This window comes from Streptomyces sp. NPDC005408, assembly GCF_040606445.1.
GTDB lineage: Bacteria > Actinomycetota > Actinomycetes > Streptomycetales > Streptomycetaceae > Streptomyces.
In genome coordinates, this window is record NZ_JBEXEX010000129.1 from 1 (window position 1) to 2,674 (window position 2,674).

Annotated in this window: 3 protein-coding genes and 1 pseudogene; 2 read left to right on the forward strand and 2 right to left on the reverse strand. The window is 66.3% G+C overall.

Annotated elements, in window-relative coordinates; translation table 11 throughout:
* Positions 1-436: 436 nt before the first annotated feature.
* Positions 437-691, reverse strand: a complete 255-nt coding sequence (locus ABZS64_RS39220) for a hypothetical protein (protein WP_355839994.1) — start codon at positions 689-691, stop codon at positions 437-439.
* A gap of 266 nt (positions 692-957) precedes the next feature.
* Between ABZS64_RS39220 and ABZS64_RS39225 the strand changes: the two genes are divergently transcribed.
* On the forward strand, positions 958-1,371 hold the full coding sequence (locus ABZS64_RS39225; RefSeq protein WP_355839996.1) for a hypothetical protein: 414 nt from the start codon (positions 958-960) through the stop codon (positions 1,369-1,371).
* A 136-nt stretch (positions 1,372-1,507) separates the two neighbouring features.
* Here the strand turns inward: ABZS64_RS39225 and ABZS64_RS39230 are convergent, their stop codons facing one another.
* Positions 1,508-1,960: a hypothetical protein gene (locus ABZS64_RS39230; RefSeq protein ID WP_355839998.1), complete on the reverse strand. Its 453-nt coding sequence runs from the start codon at positions 1,958-1,960 to the stop codon at positions 1,508-1,510.
* Between the two features lie 512 nt (positions 1,961-2,472).
* Here ABZS64_RS39230 and ABZS64_RS39235 point away from each other — a divergent pair.
* Positions 2,473-2,674 (forward strand): annotated as a pseudogene (locus tag ABZS64_RS39235) (IS256 family transposase); the annotation flags it as partial.

The window sequence follows — 2,674 nt, forward strand, 5'->3', positions numbered from 1 at the left end:
GATCCCACTCCGCATTCGTCAGATCCCCACGGCCCATACCGCCAGCCTGCCCCAACACCCCACTCACGTCAGGAGATCCGAGAAACAGCGCCTAACCCTGGGTAGGCGTACGCAATTTGCATGACAGGCTCTGCCATGGCGAGTGCCCATGGATGCCACTCAGGACGTGGCGCCGACCGGGACAAGGCCGCGAAGACCAGCGCCAGAGCGGCCACGACCACTGTGGCGCTCCACAGGCTCCAGGCGGTTCGTTTCTGCGCCAGTTTCGCTGGCAGGGGCGTCGTGTTCGGGATCGTGCCTACCTCTTGGTTTCCCGCGAGCTCGTTCATGGCTCACCTCCAGTACGGGCACTTTCGGCGGGCGGTGATCCCGGCAACAAGGGAGTCGTATCCCGGGCATCCGGGACTGGCCACGACAGCATTGCGGCGAGTCGGCCTCACCTGACAGGGCGTACCGCGGGGCGCGAGGGGGTCCAGTGGAGCTCTTCGGTGTGCGGGTCGCAGGCCCAGGCTCTGATCGTCCCGGCCGTGACGAGCTGATCGAGCAGTGGGCCCAGGTCTGCGGGTGTGGTGCCGCATGCGCGGCTGAGCCGGTCGGCTTCGATTCCGGTGCGTGCGTGGTCGGGGGTGTGGTGCGCTTCGAGGGCCAGTGCGGTCAGCCGCGCACTGGTCGGCAGTACTCTCAGCGGCACTGCTGAGGCGACGCGTAGTGCCCAGTCGGCTGCCCGGTGGCGATCGGGGCGGCCGGGCGTGTGGCTCAGGGGGTCGACCAACTGGGCGGTGAGGCTTCGGTCGTGCGGGCAGGTGATGCTCTGCTGCGGCCTCAGAACCTGTGTCTGAGCCCTCCATGACAAATGGCAGAGGTTCTGACCTGCGCGGGTATGAGAGTGCGGCCCTCCAGAACACCGGACAGCGGTAGTACGGGCATGTCAGGCTGCGGTGATGGCAAGGAGTCTTCATGAGTAACACGGCTGAACCTGTGGGTGGTTGTCCGCCGCCGGTCGCGACGGTCGCGCTTGCCCACGTCGAGAACGAGATAGCCCATCACATCAGCTCTCTCAACAGCAAACGGACGTTCTACAGGCGAAGATCGTTTGTGCAGACGGTCAGCGCGTCTGTACTCGGCGCGCTAACTACGTTCCTCATCGGCCTGGGACAGATATATCCGAGGGCTTGGCTCTCGGCCGCTTCACTGGCCAGCGCAGGGCTCACGACGGTGACCGCAGCATGGGCGGGGTGGCTTGGAGCTCGGCAAGCCTGGGTGATCCACCAGGTCTCACTCAACAAGTTCTACGCCCTGCGCTCTCGGATCGAACTCGACAAGCTCTCGCGGGCCCACACCGAGATCACGCTTGAAACCGTGAATGGCTAAGTACCTCGACGCCTCCCAAAACCGGTCGGCCGGCGCGCTGCTGGGCAACTGGTACTCCAACGACCGGATCCTGCACCGGGACAGGTTCTACGTCACGATCCTGTAGCCATCCTGACGGCAAACGCCCCGGCCGGTATCACTGGCCGGGGCTCGGCCACACGCGGATGTCGTACTGCTCCGGTCCGTCACAGACGCGCCGCCACACCTTCACCTCGTACGCACCGGAGTCCGGAAGCACTAGAGCCGGGCCCGGCTCCCGTCCCTCCACGTTGACGACTCTCAACTCCCGCTCTGGGACATTGATGCGGCACGCGTTGAGGTATGCGCCGTCTCCGTCGGGCGGCGTGTCGTCCCAGACAGAGAGGGCGACTTCGATGCTGGTCCGTGATTCCCGCGTGGGCACGCCAACCGCCGTGCCATGACCAGACACTGCATCGCCGTCCGGGATGGCGGATTCCACGTCGTCACGATCACCGCCCTCAGCCAGCACCCAGAACTCGCCGTACGAGACGGTGAGCGCGTCGAAGACGACGTCCCAGGGCTGTCGGTCAGGAAACACGTCCTCGCCGAATACCGTTGCTGGTTCCATGAGAGCCACCGTAGCCAGCGCTGCAATCCAGGACTAGTGACCTCTGTGCCAGGTAGCAGCTGCTCCTCTATGACCGCACCTGGCGCTGCCGCATCGCCGCGTGCCCGGCTGGCTCAGTTGCCCGGCTCGATCGGGGCGTTGGCGGAGGAAAGAGGCTCTCCGCCCGGTGGCGGACGGCCCAGTGCAGCTCTTCGGTGTGCGGGTCGAGGTCCCATGTGGTGATCGTCCCGGCGGTGACGAGTTGGTCGAGCAGGCTGCCGAGCTTGGCGGCCCGCGTGCCGCAGGCGCGGCTGAGAAGGTCCGCTTCAACGCCGGTGTGAGGGTGGGCGGGGGATTGGTGTGCTGCCAGTGCCAGTGCGGTCAGCCGCACGCTCGCCGGCAGGCCCCTCAGGGACGGGCTTGATGCGGCGCGCAGGGCCCAGTCGGCAGCCCGGTGACGGTCGGGGCGGCCGGGTGCCTGGGTCGGGACTGTAAAACGTTCGGTGTAACTCCCGATCATGGAAGATGCATCGATGACCAGCGACAACGTGACTGCGGTGGAACCCGTCGAGCCGTCTGAGGCGGCGCGGTCGAAGTCTGTGGACGACCGGCTGATTGACGAGCTGGTGGGCCGGGCTCAGGCCGAGGGCCTTCAGCTGACCGGCGAGGGCGGGCTGCTCCAGCAGTTGACCAAGCGGCTCCTGGAGTCCGCTCTCGAGGGTGAGATCACCGACC

Coding starts and splice junctions, on each gene's coding strand:
- ABZS64_RS39230 (WP_355839998.1), bottom strand. CDS start 1,960: ATGGAACCAGCAACGGTATTCGGCGAGGACGTGTTTCCTGACCGACAG.
- ABZS64_RS39225 (WP_355839996.1), top strand. CDS start 958: ATGAGTAACACGGCTGAACCTGTGGGTGGTTGTCCGCCGCCGGTCGCG.